Raw genomic sequence first — 15,358 nt, 5'->3', positions numbered from 1 at the left:
TTATGACGAGCAAAGGAATACCCTGATGTGGTTGGCAGTTGTTGCAATACTAATTGGCTTAGCAATCCTTGTATGGAGTGCTGATGTTTTTATTGAGGGTGCCACCGCATTAGCAAAAAAGCTCGGCGTACCAAGTTTTTTGATTGGAGTATTGATTTTAGGTTTGGGCACATCAGCACCTGAAATGGTGGTATCGGTGCTAGCAGCAATCGACGGTAGTCCTGAGCTTGCATTGGGTAATGCTTATGGCTCAAATATCATGAACATCGCCCTAGTGCTCGGCTTAACAGTACTGATAAGCCCTATTATCATCCATAAGAGCATCGTAGCGCGAGACTTACCCATCTTACTACTGATTACCGCTTTGGCAGCGTGGCAGCTACGTGATGGCTTTTTGAGCCTAGCTGATGGGGTGTTTTTATTAATACTACTGATGCTCGTTCTAGGTGTACAGATTTTTTTTAGTATGGGTGACAATCAGACAGAAGCTGAACAGGTACACGCACATAAAGAAAGCTTGAGCTTAGAGAATAACAGCACATCACAGCATGGTATGAAAGACAGCACAGAAGCTGGCTACATAGAACCTAGCATATCACGCGGTTTTGCGAGCTTATTCATTGGTATGCTCATGCTGGTACTGGGCTCACGCGCTATTGTCTGGGGCGCGGTTGAACTGGCAACGTTTTGGGGACTTAGCGAGCTAATCATTGGTTTGACCATTGTCGCTGTTGGCACTTCTCTACCAGAGCTGGTCGCAAGCCTTGCAGCTGCAAGACATGGTGAGCATGATATGGCGCTCGGTAATATCATCGGCTCTAATATGTTTAATACTTTGGGCGTGGTTGGCTTAGCAGCTCTTATTGCACCGATTGAGGCCAACCCTTTGATTCTATCGAGAGACATATCGATGGTCAGTATATTAACCGTACTACTATTTGTGCTATGTACTTTTGCTTATCTTACCCAGCGTAAATTTGGGCGACTGTCTGGCGGAGCGCTGCTCATGTGCTTTGTTGGCTATACGATATGGCTGATCAAAACCATTAATATGTAGGCCTTTAATATATAGGCCTTGTCATCCTGATATTTATATTATTTTTGTGCATTCTCTTGACTGCTTTTGGGCTGCTTACGGTTTTTGAAGCCACGCCATAAGCCCTCATGTTGTTGTTTGGGCATTTTTAAGGTAATGCTATTAGAGAGCATATCTTGTACCGCCAAACCGCGGCGATTAAATAAGCAAAACACATAATTAAAAATTAAGCCCAAAAATGCGCTGGTCAGCAAGATGGCGCGAGAGCCACCGATCAAACTACCGATAATACCAAACAATAATGGCATCAAACTGGCAGCCAAGATACGTTTGAACGACTGTCCCCACGTCAATAAGTGCCCTGCATTGTTTACGGTCTTTAAACGCCATGTCTGCATACCCAATGTCTGCCCACCCCGACGCCAAAATATGCCATAAAAACCTACCAAAGTTAGGATAAAAGATGGGGTCATGACAAAGTTTTGATACCAAGTGGGCAGCGACTGCGCTTGTGATGACTCGGTACCCGTCTCCATGGTCAGCAGCGTGCCAATGACAGTCAGCATTGTCCCTACCAAAAACAATAATGCCAAGATAAGCATACCATCGTAAATGATAGCCACGATTCGGGTCGTTGGTTTGGCAATCACAGGCTCTTCGACGACAGGCATTTGCTGTGGCGAGTGTTTGCGCTGAGATTTTGATTTAACAGTAGCTTTTGAGGTACTTTTTGACATGATACAAGCTCATAGCAAGCAAGGAATAATGGCACTATTGTACCGTAATTCAGGCGCTTAGCGTACATTAACATCAAAGAAGGTTTGATAAGAAAGGCATTAAAATACTTAGGCTTAAAAGCTTAAACTTAAAAGAAGGAAATGATCACTATAAAAATAACAGACACAAAAAAATCGCCAAATTGTCGTTAGACAGGCGATTTATTTAGGACTTCGTTCAGCTTAATTACTATATTAATAATGTAAGCTAGTATGCAAATGGTGCGCCTGGAGAGATTCGAACTCCCGACCCCTTAGTTCGTAGCCAAGTGCTCTATCCAACTGAGCTACAGGCGCGTACTTTGCACATTATCTGCTGTTTTTTAACGAACATTTACAGCAAATTAGGTTGGCTATTATATAGATAATCCAGATGATGTCAATAACTTTTGATAATTAAAACAAAATATTTTTTATATTAATTAAAAAACCTATCTAACATCGATATACTGCATTTTAAATCTAACAATAAACCGAATAAATGGCGGTGAAGGAGGGATTCGAACCCTCGATACGCTTACACGTATGGTTCCTTAGCAGGGAACTGGTTTCAGCCACTCACCCACTTCACCGAACGATTTAAGACACTTATCAAAATATTTTATAAAAACACTTCTCTAAATACAGTATCGATGCTAATGATACGTCTTATGTCGTGGGCGAGTATTATAACAAAGCCAAAACGAATTGCAAGCGTTGTCTACAGATTTAGCTCTGCTTTTGCCATAATTATCGATTTAATTAATTTTAGGTATTTTTGATACTTAAAATTGCCATTTACAGCCATAAAAAACAGCAATAGATAGGTTCAACAGACTTTCTTAAGCAACAGAGATATAAGAAGTTTACTGCGGTGGCTTTTTTGCTATTGTGTGGCTATAGTATTTGTTATTCAACTTAGCCATAAAGGAGCGGTTATGCGACCAGTAGTATTATGCTTTTCAGGATTGGACCCCTCAGGTGGTGCGGGGCTACAAGCAGACATAGAGTCCATCGGAGCGACAGGTGCTCATGCTGCCATCGCCTGCACTGCCATTACTGTGCAGAGCTCACAGCAAGTTTTCGGGTTTGAGGCCTGCTCAGCGACATTGGTAAAAGATCAGGCAACGACCGTACTCAAGGATTTGCCTGTGCGAGTCATTAAGTCTGGCATGATGGGTACAACGGATAATATCTCGATGCTGACCCATCTGTTTGCTGAGCACACTATCAGTGAAGAGACTCCTTTCGTCCTTGATCCTGTACTGGTTGCCAATAGTGGTGGGAGCTTGGGCGACGAGCAGACGCTGGTCACAGCGTTTAGAGAGCTGCTGCCTTATGCCACCCTAATCACTCCAAACACTCACGAACTAAGGGCATTAAGCGGAGAGCAAGATCTGCACAGCGGAGCGAAAAAACTATGTGCCCAAGGCACGCATGCCGTGCTGGTCAAAACCTCGCATGACTTTGACAGTGGCGACATCGAACAGTATTTGTATATCAAGGGCGAGATGATCCACCAAAGCACCTTGCCGCGCCTAGACGGTGAGTTTCATGGCTCTGGTTGCTCACTTGCCAGCTTTATCGCTGGACGCTTGGCAATGGGTGACGAGCTAATCGATGCTGTAAAAGCTGCTGATCACTGGATTACGCAAACCCTTAGAGCGGCAGATAAACCGCATCCTGAAGACAGCAGTGCACAACTGATACCGAATCGTTTTATAAGTGTGCAAAACTAATACCATTTCCAAAAATCAGAGTAGCTAGGAAAACGAGTGCAAGTACTACACTTAGTAGGCTTAGCGAGTTTGACACCGCTAATCGTACTTTTTGGGTTTGGTATAAGCTTCGGTAAAGTATGATCTAAATCATAGCAGCAATAAAAAAGACGCTCAATTTGAATTGAGCGTCTTTTTTTGGCAAATATTTACTTTAAAAACAATTCAGTCTAAGTTTGCATTAACCCAGCGTTGCCTTTAACCCAACATAGGTAAGAAGCTTGCTGCGAGGCCACCAATAAACATTTCGAGCAGAATGAAAGCCAAAAAGGCAACCATCGGTGATAGATCCAGCATACCTAAATTGGGCGTAATGCGGCGAAACGGTGCCAAAATTGGCTCTGCTAAGCGCATGATAATACCGATGATAGGATGCATAGAGTTGGTAAACACCACAATCCAGCTGACAATGATAGAACCGATCACTAAGTAGCGACACATGCGCAAAAAGTCTAGAATCAGACTGAGCGACCCTTGAAAGAATAATGGCAGCGGTGCGATACCTTGATGGGTGAGCGCGGCTTTACCAGAGATATCAATTAAGCGAATCAAAAACATCAGTACAATCGCGGCGATACTGATGCGTCCTTGCCCGACGGTTGGAAAAATACGCCCAAACACATCGACAATGCCTGTGGCTTTATAAGCTGGGCTGATCATAGGATCACGTGCATCCATCCCTGCAAACTGCAGCATAAAACGGATGAATATCAGCAGCATGGCGAAGGTAGTAATTAAATCAAAAACTTGTAATAACATATTATTCATGAAGCGCTACTCAATGTGCCATTATTAACAGATGCTGTTACAGCAGTGGGGTTTTATAAAAGAAGCTGATTACTCAGAGTTTTACTCGCTTACTTCATCTCTTCACTAAGCGCTTGACTACGATCATAGCATGCTTGCATGGCCTCGCCAATTTGACGGCCAATCTCATTGGCTTGCATGGACTCAATGGCAGCTTGGGTAGTGCCTTTTGGTGACATGACTTTGCGGCGTAGCTCGGCTGGACTATCATCACTATTGATGGTCATCTGGGCTGCGCCCAATACCGTCTGCATTGCCAACTCTGATGCTTGCTCTTTATCTAGCCCTAAAGCGACTGCGCCATCAATCATCGACTCGATAAAGTAAAAGACATAAGCCGGTGCAGAGCCTGCAACCGCCGTTACTGCGTGCATATGCGTTTCATCATCGACCCACATGGCCAGACCAGAAGCCTCCATGACGGCTGTCGCCAGCTGCTTTTGTGATTCGCTGATATTATCGGTAGCATAAAGACCAGTTGCGCCCATTTGTATTTGAGAGGGCGTATTGGGCATGGCTCGGACTATATTGCGATAGTCACCTAGCATGCTCGATAGAAGCTCAGTTGATAAGCCTGCGGCAACTGAGATAAACAATTGGCTGTCTAAAGCATCCGCAAACTCACTGACCACCTCTCTCATGACTTGTGGCTTGACCGCCAGTACCACGACATCAGCCCCAATAACTGCAGCCTTTGGATCTGCAGTTGAATCAACGGTATTCATGTTCTGATCTGAGTATTGCTGACGGGTTGCGGCACTAGGTGCTGATACTGTAATCAGCTCAGGCTTGACACCGCAGGCAACAAGCCCGCTGATTAGAGCCTGTGCCATATTCCCGCCACCGATAAAGCTGATTTTTTTATTATCTAATACTGACATGAGCATTTCCTACTAACAAAATTCAAAAGTATTCAAGATGCGATATAAAATGACACTCAGTTTACCATACTGACATGGCAGCTGTTTGACAAATTATGATGACCTTCAGTCACCTAAGTGCAGAACCGCAAGTGTCTAGCTTGCGCAAAGCTACTGGCTTTAAATACTGTTATAAACATCAATTAACATACATTTCGTCAGTCGCCACGGCAAAAAATAGCAATCTAATTGACCCACTAATCATGGATATGTAAGGTGTTTTTTATGACAGAAGCGAGTTGCTGACCCACTTTATCTGCATCTGGCTTTTTAACGCCTAGCGCCCAGCTTTCAAAGGGTGATAGCAACAATAGCGGCAAGCCATCATCAGTATCGATATCGTTGTTACTATTCATGACACTGACAACCACCAAGCTGTCACGTAGCCACACGGGAATACCCAAGGTTTGATAGAGCTTTTTACCTGACTGCGGGCGGGTGGTAAGCGCTGTTTGCACACGCTGCTGCCGACCTAAGGGCGTGATTCGTAGGGCAATCTTATCTCTAGCATTATTTTTATTGCTAATAAATGATTTTAAGTCTGCTGAGCCATCCTGATAGGCCAATAAAAGCTGTAAATGGCTGAATAACTGCGATACTGCATCCGCTGCAAACTCTACTTGCCAACGATGACGCTGACCTGTGCGTAAGCTGATGCTAGAACAAATGCTCTCAGACAAGGTATGTGTCTGCTCTATTGTTGGCTCGGTCAACCATGCTAGCCAAGTATGACTAAGTCGATATAATTTCTGGCGATAACGACGGATACTGTACTGCTGAGTACGTCCTTGCCAATCTAATTGAGTTTGATGATCATGATCGTCACGCTGAGTGAGGGTCAACACATCATCTACCAACTGCTTCGATGGTGGCAACGGCTCATCTTGCGTTAGCCAATAATGCAGCAGTTGCCGCTGCCGATAGATGGGCAGTGTGTGCAGCTCATCAATATCTAGCACGCGCTGAGCTGAAGAACATTCTAAAGCACTGATGGCAGTCTGCTGTAAATCTTGCTCAGCTTGCGCACTGAGGCTAGCATGAGCGTCAGTAAGCAGCTGGGCGCTACGGGCGATATTTTCGATGACATTGGTATTATAAGCTGATAGTAAAGGCAACACTTCGTGACGCAAGCCACTACGCACATTATCACCGCTGTCATTGGTAGGGTCATCAATATATGGCAGTTTGAGTTGCTCTGCATATGCAGTAATGGCGGTGCGGCGGACAGACAACCAAGGTCGCCATAATATATTGCGTTGCACGCCCTCCTCTTGTGCCCGCCAAGATTGCATACCTGACAAGCCATTTACCCCTGCCCCTTGTATCAAACGCATCAATACCGTCTCAGCTTGGTCATCAGCGTGATGCGCAAGCAACAAAACATCCTCTTGATTGATATGAGTGCGCATGGCTTTATAACGTGCCTGCCTTGCCGCTTGCTCATCCGTTCCTTGTACTTTTACCTGTAACACCTGACAGGGTAGCTGCTGTACTTGTGCCCACTTAGCAACGTGCGCGGCCCAGTATCTGCTATCTGCTTGCCAGCCATGATCGACATGCAGTAACTGCGGCAAAAATGGCAGTTTACCTTGTCGATATAATTGCAAGCATAACGCCGCTAAGGCTAAAGAGTCACGGCCACCGCTACAGGCCAGCCAAATACGGCGACCTTGCAACTGCGTACGATACTGAGCCACACTCTCCAATAAAGCCTCGGCAAGTGCTTTATTTATCGGCGAGTGGGTTGCGATTGGCTCGATAGGGTATTGACGAATGGCGCTGCTGGTCATAATTTATTTCTTCCATAAAAAAACGCGCTACAAGGTAGCACGTCTTATTTTAGCATTAAGGTCGATAAGTGTCAGATGCTTAGCAAGGTAGCATGACTTCTGAGTTAAAGGACTTGAGCTTTTCATAACGCTGCTCACAACGAACATCAGCGTCCATGTCCTTAATTTCATCCATCTGCTCTAATAATAGCGCCTTAAGTGAGTTCATCACTGGCTGCGGATGCACATGCGCACCCTCACCTTCTTCGATAACTGCATCAATCAAACCCATTTGATACAAATTAACCGCGTTTAATTTCAATGCTTCACTGGCATCTTGCGCTTTTTCGGCGGTCTTCCACAGAATAGACGCACAACCTTCAGGTGAGATGACTGAATAAATGCTGTTTTCTAGCATATTCACTTTATCGCCAACCCCAATTGCCAGCGCACCACCTGAACCCCCTTCACCAATGATGGTGACGATCACAGGGACTTTGAGACTTGAGAATACCGCAATACTCTCAGCGATGGCTTGCGCCTGGCCACGCTCTTCAGCACCAACACCAGGATAAGCACCTTGAGTATCGACAAAGGTCATGACTGGAATATTAAAGCGCTCGGCCATTTTTATTAAGCGTATCACTTTGCGGTAGCCTTCAGGATTGGCCATCCCAAAGTTATGCGCGATGCGCTCACGAGTACTGCGACCGCGATGTTGTCCAATGACCATGACTGGCATGCCATCTAAACGTGCTAGACCACCAATGATGGCTTTGTCATCTGCATAGGCACGGTCGCCATGCAATCTATCAAACTCTGTAAACAGGTTATTTACATAGTCCATAAACAATGGACGTTTGGCATGCCGTGCAAGCTGAACGCTATCCCAGACGGTACTCATAGACGTTTCCCTTTTGTCGTTTTATATGGTTTATATAGTGTGCTACTAGGTATAGTAATAGAGTTGAGCATCAAACAAGCATAATAAGTACACCTGTAAACTCAATAAAACTTATAGTAGCACAATTTATATACCCGTGGCATTACTGCTCACTGTGCATTTTGTAATAGTTATAGGTTAAATCCTAAGTGTCTTTATCCCTTTGCCTCAATCACACTGAGTTTGATGCCCCATTTTGCAAACTGCTCCACCTCAGCACCTAAATCGGACAACAAGAACGCATAATGCTGCTTGTCCGTTTCGGCGGTGATTTGCCAATGATTGCTGCTCATGATTTTTAGCTGTAATAAAGGCAATTCATATTCACTACGGCTATGATGCGCGAGCACCGCTAAGCGTAGTAGCAAGCATAAATATATCAACTGATTGCCACCGATATGACATACTTGTTCAAGCATGTCTGCTTTTAGCTTACGTCTATGACTGAGCATCAGCTGCGCCATGCGTTTTTGATCGACCTGCGAGAATCCTGGAATGTCTGAATATTCAAGCTAATAGGCGCTGTGCTTATTATAACTACTGTGACTAATCGCTAGACCAATCTCATGCAAATAGGCCGCACGTCTCAATACGTCAGCATCATCATTGGTCAATTGCAAATCGTCTTTCACTTGTTTGAAGAGATGCTTGCTGGTTCTGACTACTTGCCTGGCTTGTTTTTTGTCCACTGAATAGCGTTTGATGAGTGCCAAGACACTACGGTCACGAACATCTTCACTGGCCAGGCGTCCAAGCATGTCATACATGACTCCTTCACGTAGGGCGCCATCAGAGTAGGTAATGGTCTCGATACCTAAGACTTTCATGGCAGCACGCAGTACGGCCACACCTGCAGGGAATACCGCCTTACGGTGCTCTTTGACGCCTTCTAACTCAATGTCTTTGACGTCACCGACTTTGATCAATAGCTTTTCTAGTTTTTTGATACCTTCATAAGTAATGCGCTCTTGATCATCGGACCAGCCTTTGGATACCAATACATTGCGCACCGCCTTAATCGTGCCGCTCGAACCAAACACACTGCTCCAGCCCGTCTTTTGATACTGACCATTAATGGCGAGTACCTCTTTACGCGCAGATGCCATGGCTTTATTAAAGGCATCCTTGGTAATCTGCCCATCGGCAAAAAACTTTTGGGTATAGGCCACACAGCCCATCTGCATACTTTCGGTCAATAAGGGTTCAAACCCTTGACCAATGATAAACTCAGTAGAGCCACCACCAATATCAATCACCAAACGCTTATCGCTACTGGCATTGGTATGTGATACCCCAAGATAAATCAAGCGTGCCTCTTCGCGCCCAGCGATAATCTCAATCGGCTTCGGCAATATCTCATTCGCACGTATGATAAAGTCATTGGCGTTTTTTGCTTGACGCAGCGCATTGGTCGCAACCACACGGACACGCGAAGCAGATACTGAGTCCAGACGGGCGACAAAACGACTCAAGCAATCAAGACCACGCTTTTCAGCAGCAGCGCTCAACACATTATGCTCGTCTAGCCCTGCAGCCAGTTGTACCTTTTCAGACATGGAAACGACTTTTCGTACCTCACCATGATCAAGACGGGCGATGGCCAAATGAAAGCTGTTGGAGCCAATATCAATCGCAGCCATCAGTTCATCTTCTGCGAGCGGTGGGTTTTCTAGATAGTTATGAGGCATAAAAAAATAGTTACCGTGTAGGCTAGGTGGGTTATCTCAATCTATGAAAGCGGGCTTTATATCGCTGATGCGACTATCAGTGCCCATCACTCTCACGCATTATAGGCAATCTATAGACAGTTTTCGCCATTAAAACACTTCTAAGAAACACTGGCAAGCGAAGCTTGAACTTGATAGTCAGCTTAGCAAGCAGGTTTTAAAAAACGAATGCTAAGTCACATGCAATTGCTTGTATTCACTATGACCCTTTGTTACATTCTAAATGAAGAATATTACTAGGATACGCCCTAGTTCACTAACATTCAGCAAAGGACGCTATCATCATGAATAAGGCTGCTACTCAAGCACAGAGTACCGATAAACCTGCCGATATCGAGGCAAGAAAAAATACTGATATTATCAAAAAAGACACGCTGGCTAAGCAAAGCTTCTACGACTTTTATTTAGATGAGCATCAAAACATGGCTTGTCGCCGTTTGCACTTCGCAGGCAGTAGCTTTGGCCTATTGGGGCTGGCAAAGTCGGTCAAAACTCGTTCACCAAAACCCTTACTCAAAGGCATTGCAGCTGGATATGCTTGCGCTTGGGTTGGTCATTTTTTCTTTGAAAAAAACAAGCCCGCCTCTTTTAAATTTCCACTAAAGAGCTTTGTCAGCGACTTTCGTATGTATACCGATGTGCTACGCGGTAGGCTCAGCTTAAAAGATCGTGAGTTTGATAAAATTTAATAGCCACAAAAAAACCAGCACAGCGGCTGGTTTTTTATTTTAAAGGCTTAAAGCTACAAATAGCTCGGTTACGCTTTTGCCATTTCTGCAAAGATTTCGTCAGCCGCTTTGATCGATGCTTCGATGTCTGCATCGCTATGCTTGATAGACATAAAGCCCGCTTCATAAGCAGACGGTGCAAGGTAGATACCACGATCTAACATGCCATGAAAGAACGTATTAAACACATCCATATCGCACTCTGTCACGTCATCGAAGTTCTGCGGGACAGTGGTCTCACTGTCTCTGACAAAGAACATACCAAACATGCCGCCCAATTTATTGGTACGCAGATTGATACCATGCTTGTCAGCTGCCGCTTGAAAGCCATCAACCAACTTGTCTACCTTCGCTGATAATTCATCATAAAAACCCTCTGCCGTTAAGTCTTCAAACATGGCGATACCAGCACGCATCGCCAGTGGGTTACCTGATAACGTACCCGCTTGATAGACACCGCCAAGTGGCGCGATGCAAGACATGATTTCTTCTTTACCACCGAAGGCACCGACTGGTAAACCTGCACCGATGATTTTACCAAAGCAAGTCAAATCAGGGTCGATACCGAAATGCGCTTGTGCGCCGCCAAGTCCGACACGAAAGCCCGTCATGACCTCATCAAAGATAAGTACCGCGCCATTCGCGGTACACTCTGCACGCAAAGTATCGTGGAACTCTTGAGTCGGGATGACCATGTTCATGTTACCAGCGATCGGCTCCAAGATAACGCAAGCAATCTCATCACCCCATTTTTCAAAGCAATCCTTAATCGCTTGCGGATTATTATAAGGAATCGTAATAGTATGCTTAGCAAAATCCGCTGGTACGCCTTTTGACGTTGGCTCACCAATATCAAGCATGCCCGAACCTGCTTTTACTAGCAGACTGTCTGAATGACCATGGTAGCAACCTTCAAATTTGACAATTTTGTCACGTTGGGTATAACCACGCGCCAGACGAATCGCACTCATGGTCGCTTCTGTGCCTGAGCTGGTCATACGAATCATCTCAACGCTCGGGACGATTTCACAAATTTTATCTGCAACCGTGGTTTCAAATGGCGTTGGTGTACCGAAGCTTAAACCATCATCAGCCGCTTTTTTGACTGCATCAATCACTTTTGGATGTGCATGACCCAAAATCATTGGCCCCCAAGAGCCGACATAGTCGATATAGGCATTGTCTTCGGTATCATAAATTTTGCTACCGTTAGCACGGTGCATAAAGATAGGCGTACCACCTACCCCTGCAAAGGCACGGACGGGTGAGTTTACGCCACCTGGGATATGTTTGCGGGCTTGGGCGAAAAGTTGTTCGTTTTTAGTACTCATAATAATGACTCTTTATAAACGTATTGATAAAAGGGTGGATCAAGACTTTTTAAGCAAAAAAATGAGCTGAACCCATGGTTTATCTTAGGGCTTACAACTCATATTTATCGTACAAAATTATTCATTACGTCTATCTTACCAAAAAAAAGTGAGCTCATCTGAGCTCACTTTGTATCTGGCTTACAAAATCCTGTTATAACCGCTAATTATTATAACTTAGCCATCATAATCGTCTGATCAAGATAAACGACCTCTACTCTACTCCAGTCGTACTTTCTTTAGGTAGCTTGTCAAGATCAGGCGTCTCTGGCTCTTTGTTATTGGGAGAGAATGCATCCAGGCGTCCTTGTTCGTGCTCTAACCAGATAGCATTAACAATAGCCAATAATACCGCAAACCCTAGCCCCAACATCCAGGCAAAATACCACATACTTATCTCCTTAATTTAGTAAAGCGTATGATCGTTTTCACGAATGTAAGCAGCAGTGACTTTACCGCGCATGACACTATAAGCCCAGCCTGTATAAAACACGATGAGCGGCACCAAGAATACGACTGCATACAGCATGACCATCAAGGTTAAATGGCTAGACACACTATCCCAAATCGTTAAGCTGGAATTTGGGAAAGAAGATGACGGCATAATGAACGGAAACAGTGCAATACCTGCCGTCATGATGACACCCAATACGGCAATACTGGAGCTAACAAATGCCGTCAGTGTTCTGCCTGCTTTTAATAGCAACGCGGTAACGAGTGGCATTAAAACACCCAATACAGGGAAAGCCCATGCCCATGGATAAGTAGCAAAATTCGTCATCCAACCACCTTGCTGCACGGCAACCTCTTTGGCAAGGACGTTCGGCAGGCCGCCTGGATCAATCGTTGATGTAATGACATAACCATCAAGCGTTTGTACCCAAAACCCAGCGCCAACAAACAGTACCACCATCGCCACAGCGGAGATTATGCTGTAGCGAATCGTACGCTGCTGGATGACACCTTCGGTACGGTGAGCCAAATAAGCGCCGCCTTGCATGATAAGCATGGTTGCACTCACTAAACCGGCCAAAATAGCAAATGGGTTTAGCAGCTGCCAAAAGTTGCCAGTGTATGTCGACAAAAGATTGTCATCAAAGCTGAATGGCACGCCTAAGAACAGATTACCAAACGCCACGCCAAATACCACAGCAGGAATAAACGAGCCGACAAACAGCCCCCAATCCCAAGCGTTGCGCCATCTTTGATCTTTGACCATGCTGCGGTATTTAAAACCAACAGGACGGAAAAACAGCGCCCACAACACCGCCATCATCGCCCAATAAAAGCCACTAAAAGCCGTAGCATAGACCATAGGCCAAGCAGCAAATAATGCGCCACCTGCGGTGATGAACCAGACTTGGTTACCTTCCCAATGTGGGCCAATGGTGTTGATAATAATTCGGCGCTCTTCGTCATTTTTTCCAACGAAAGGCAAGAGGGTACAAACCCCCATGTCGTGACCATCCATGATGGCAAAACCAATCAGTAACACCCCAACGAGAAGCCACCACATAATTTTTAGCGTTTCATAATCAAACAACATGAGTCACCTCCTGATCCGCTGAAGTCGGCGTTACATCCCGAGGGGTCTCACCATCATAACGTCCTGTACCCAAACTGGCAGGTCCTAACTTCACATACTTAATCATCAGATATACCTCGATAATAAGCAGCACGGTATAGAACCCGACAAACCCAGCCAGTGACCAATAAACGTTCGCTATACCAATGTTCGATGTCGACACATAGGTCGGTAACACCCCATAAATAGTCCAAGGCTGACGGCCATACTCAGCCACCACCCAACCAAGCTCAGCGGCTATCCAAGGTGCTGGCAACATCACAACCGCCCATTTCAGCAGCCATCTCTTTTCAGTAAAGGTGCCTTTGACGCTGTACCATAAGCTGACGGCAAACAGTGCCAGCATCAAGAAGCCCAAGCCCACCATGATACGGAAAGACCAAAACATCGGCGCGACTCTAGGAATGGTATCGTCTGTGGCTTTTTGTACCATCTCAGGCGTGGCTTGCGAGACATCAGCCGTATATTTTTTGAGCAATAAACCAAAACCTAAGTCATCTTTAACTTTATCAAACTCATCTCTTAAAGCCATATTGCCAGTATCTTGGCGTAACTGCTCTAGCAAAGTTACCGCTGTGATGCCTGTGATAATCCGCTCACGGTTTATCTCTTTGATTTCATGAATACCAGGGATTTCTGTATCAAACGAGCGCGTACCGATGATGCCCATGGCATAAGGAATCTGCAGCTCCCAGTTGTTTTTTTGCTCTTTTTCATTGATGCTCGCAATCAAGTTAAACGGCGCTGGTGCAGGCTCTGTATGCCACATAGCCTCCATCGTTGCCAATTTGGTTTGCTGCGCTTTACCCACCGAGTAGCCTGACTCGTCACCCAGTACGATAACACTACAGATGGATGCCAGACCAAAGGCCGCTGCTACCTGAAAGCTACGCTTAGCAAACTCGACATCTCGTTTGCGCAGCAAATATAATGCTGAGATAGAAAGCACAAATACCGAACCGACGACATAGCCTGCCGATACGGTGTGTACAAATTTGTTTTGAGCATCTGGGTTCAAGAGAATAGCTGCAAAGTCAGTCATCTCCATTCGCATGGTTTGATAGTTGAACTCTGCACCGACAGGACTTTGCATCCAGCCGTTGGCAATCAAAATCCATAGTGCCGACAAGTTGGTACCTATCGCCATCAAAACTGTGACTACTAAGTGCTGAAAGCGAGACAGCCTGTCCCAACCAAAGAAGAATAAACCCACCATAGTGGATTCGAGGAAGAATGCCATCAAGCCTTCGATGGCTAGCGGCGCCCCAAAGATATCACCCACGTACTGCGAATAATACGACCAGTTAGTACCAAACTGGAACTCCATGGTGATACCCGTGGTAACACCTAAAGCGAAGTTGATACCAAAGAGCTTGCCCCAATAGCGGGTCATGTCTTTCCAGATCTGTAGCCCAGTGGTCACATAGACTGTCTCCATAATAACAAGGATCCAGACCATGCCTATCGTGAGTGGGATAAACAAAAAGTGGTAAAGTGCGGTCACCGCGAATTGCAAGCGGGATATATCTACTAGTTGTTCAGTAATCATACTAAACTCCCTAAAAATAAGGACTCACAAACCAGGCCCAATCGCCCTAAAAAATCATATAGAAAAACCCCGTTACCTCTCTCTTGGTGTAACGTTTCTCTATATAATCCATTGATTGGCCTAACTGCTCACCCTATATTACTCATAGGATTTTGCCTCTTTATTTATATACATCCATTTATATGAATAACTGCGACCGATGAGCGTTTTAAGGACGCACTCATATCGGTATCATAGAAGCCCACAAAAAAATAAAACCAACCACCTCATCATTGCAATAAGTGATTGAAAAACAAAAATATAAACTATTAGTAACAATAGTATGTTTATTAGTATAATATCTACATCATACCAACACAAGAACTAAAGTCACAGAAAACCTAGGGAATTA

The 15,358-nt window shown here is 45.0% G+C and carries 12 protein-coding genes, 2 tRNA genes and 1 pseudogene; 3 read left to right on the top strand and 12 right to left on the bottom strand.

Annotated elements, in window-relative coordinates; translation table 11 throughout:
• The first annotated feature begins 25 nt into the window (after positions 1-25).
• Positions 26-1,057, top strand: coding sequence for a calcium/sodium antiporter (locus tag JMX03_RS01315; RefSeq protein WP_201593924.1), 1,032 nt, complete (start codon positions 26-28; stop codon positions 1,055-1,057).
• Between the two features lie 38 nt (positions 1,058-1,095).
• On the opposite strand, the gene JMX03_RS01310 is transcribed toward JMX03_RS01315, so the two are convergent.
• The 3 genes from JMX03_RS01310 to JMX03_RS01300 all read right to left on the bottom strand — a co-directional run bounded on the left by JMX03_RS01310 (position 1,096) and on the right by JMX03_RS01300 (position 2,384).
• Positions 1,096-1,773 (bottom strand): RDD family protein, encoded by a 678-nt coding sequence (locus tag JMX03_RS01310; protein WP_201593923.1) that lies wholly within the window; start codon positions 1,771-1,773, stop codon positions 1,096-1,098.
• Positions 1,774-2,032: 259 nt separating this feature from the next.
• A tRNA-Arg gene (locus tag JMX03_RS01305) sits at positions 2,033-2,109 on the bottom strand.
• A gap of 185 nt (positions 2,110-2,294) precedes the next feature.
• A tRNA-Ser gene (locus JMX03_RS01300) sits at positions 2,295-2,384 on the bottom strand.
• 345 nt (positions 2,385-2,729) lie between these two features.
• Between JMX03_RS01300 and JMX03_RS01295 the strand changes: the two genes are divergently transcribed.
• Positions 2,730-3,530 carry a hydroxymethylpyrimidine/phosphomethylpyrimidine kinase gene (locus JMX03_RS01295; RefSeq protein ID WP_201593922.1) on the top strand — a complete coding sequence of 267 codons (801 nt, stop codon included), beginning with the start codon at positions 2,730-2,732 and terminating at the stop codon, positions 3,528-3,530.
• Between the two features lie 237 nt (positions 3,531-3,767).
• Here the strand turns inward: JMX03_RS01295 and JMX03_RS01290 are convergent, their stop codons facing one another.
• From JMX03_RS01290 to ppx, 5 genes and pseudogenes are all read right to left on the bottom strand, one after another.
• Positions 3,768-4,337 carry a YggT family protein gene (locus JMX03_RS01290; protein ID WP_201576038.1) on the bottom strand — a complete coding sequence of 190 codons (570 nt, stop codon included), beginning with the start codon at positions 4,335-4,337 and terminating at the stop codon, positions 3,768-3,770.
• 89 nt (positions 4,338-4,426) lie between these two features.
• On the bottom strand, positions 4,427-5,257 hold the full coding sequence (proC, locus tag JMX03_RS01285) for a pyrroline-5-carboxylate reductase (RefSeq protein WP_201593921.1): 831 nt from the start codon (positions 5,255-5,257) through the stop codon (positions 4,427-4,429).
• A 236-nt stretch (positions 5,258-5,493) separates the two neighbouring features.
• Complete coding sequence (gene tilS, locus JMX03_RS01280) at positions 5,494-7,086, bottom strand: tRNA lysidine(34) synthetase TilS (RefSeq protein WP_201593920.1); 1,593 nt, start codon at positions 7,084-7,086, stop codon at positions 5,494-5,496.
• Between the two features lie 79 nt (positions 7,087-7,165).
• A complete protein-coding gene (locus tag JMX03_RS01275; RefSeq protein WP_201576043.1) occupies positions 7,166-7,969 on the bottom strand; it encodes an acetyl-CoA carboxylase carboxyltransferase subunit alpha in 804 nt (267 codons plus the stop codon).
• 194 nt (positions 7,970-8,163) lie between these two features.
• A pseudogene (gene ppx, locus JMX03_RS01270) lies at positions 8,164-9,696 on the bottom strand (exopolyphosphatase).
• Between the two features lie 323 nt (positions 9,697-10,019).
• Here ppx and JMX03_RS01265 point away from each other — a divergent pair.
• The gene (locus tag JMX03_RS01265; RefSeq protein ID WP_201593919.1) at positions 10,020-10,424 is read left to right on the top strand and encodes a DUF962 domain-containing protein; all 405 of its coding nucleotides are present in this window, start codon (positions 10,020-10,022) and stop codon (positions 10,422-10,424) included.
• A 68-nt stretch (positions 10,425-10,492) separates the two neighbouring features.
• Here JMX03_RS01265 and hemL read toward each other — a convergent pair whose 3' ends face one another.
• From hemL to JMX03_RS01245, 4 genes are all read right to left on the bottom strand, one after another.
• Positions 10,493-11,794, bottom strand: coding sequence for a glutamate-1-semialdehyde 2,1-aminomutase (hemL, locus tag JMX03_RS01260; protein WP_201593918.1), 1,302 nt, complete (start codon positions 11,792-11,794; stop codon positions 10,493-10,495).
• 253 nt (positions 11,795-12,047) lie between these two features.
• The gene (gene cydX / locus JMX03_RS15290; protein ID WP_201593917.1) at positions 12,048-12,224 is read right to left on the bottom strand and encodes a cytochrome bd-I oxidase subunit CydX; all 177 of its coding nucleotides are present in this window, start codon (positions 12,222-12,224) and stop codon (positions 12,048-12,050) included.
• 15 nt (positions 12,225-12,239) lie between these two features.
• Entirely contained in the window at positions 12,240-13,376 is a 1,137-nt protein-coding gene (gene cydB / locus JMX03_RS01250; protein WP_201597683.1) for a cytochrome d ubiquinol oxidase subunit II, read from the bottom strand.
• Positions 13,369-14,967, bottom strand: a complete 1,599-nt coding sequence (locus JMX03_RS01245; protein WP_201593916.1) for a cytochrome ubiquinol oxidase subunit I — start codon at positions 14,965-14,967, stop codon at positions 13,369-13,371. Before JMX03_RS01245 ends, cydB begins: the two co-directional genes overlap by 8 nt.
• Positions 14,968-15,358: the final 391 nt, after the last annotated feature.

Source organism: Psychrobacter fulvigenes (assembly GCF_904846155.1).
Lineage (GTDB): Bacteria > Pseudomonadota > Gammaproteobacteria > Pseudomonadales > Moraxellaceae > Psychrobacter > Psychrobacter fulvigenes.
This window is presented reverse-complemented; position numbering and strand designations above follow the sequence as displayed.